Below are 756 nucleotides of genomic sequence, written 5' to 3' on the forward strand. Positions count from 1 at the left end.
TAGTACTCGTAGCACTGCTGTACCAAACTGCTGTAGCTGGTGTTACTGCAATATCGGCAACTGTTGGAGCATCTTTTAAACAGAAGTCTTGTGTAGCTGATGTCGTAGTTGGTGTACCAGGATCGTTGACATTTACTGCTACAACTAATCTGGTGGCGCTCTCACAACCTGTAACAGCGTCTATAATCGTAGCATAATAATTTCCATCTGCTAAAGCATCTGTAGCTAGTAATGGTGTAGTGCTTGTAGCACTGCTGTACCAAACTGCTGTAGCTGGGCTTACCGCAATATCGGCAACTGTTGGAGCATCTTCCAGACAAAAGTCTTGTGTCGCAGCTGTAGTAGTTGGTGTACCCGGATCGTTGACATTTACTGCCACAACCAGTCTTACTGCGCTCTCACAACCTGTAACTGCGTCTATAATGGTAGCATAATAGTTTCCATCTGCCAAGGCATCCGTAGCTAGTAATGGTGTAGTGCTTGTAGCACTGCTGTACCAAACTGCTGTAGCTGGTGTTACTGTAATATCGGCAACTGTTGGAGCATCTTCTAAACAGAAATCCTGTGTAGCTGATGTTGTGGTTGGTGTACCCGGATCGTTGACATTTACTGCTACAACTAATCTGGTGGCGCTCTCACAACCTGTAACAGCGTCTATAATGGTAGCATAATAGTTTCCATCTGCCAAAGCATCTGTAGCAAGTAATGGTGTAGTGCTTGTAGCACTGCTGTACCAAACTGCTGTAGCTGGTGTTA

Annotated in this window: 1 pseudogene; it reads right to left on the bottom strand. The window is 45.1% G+C overall.

The window, feature by feature from the left end:
- A pseudogene (locus GON26_RS21475) lies at positions 1 to 756 on the bottom strand (hypothetical protein); the annotation flags it as partial.

The sequence above is a fragment of the Flavobacterium hydrocarbonoxydans genome (assembly GCF_009789235.1).
Lineage (GTDB): Bacteria > Bacteroidota > Bacteroidia > Flavobacteriales > Flavobacteriaceae > Flavobacterium > Flavobacterium hydrocarbonoxydans.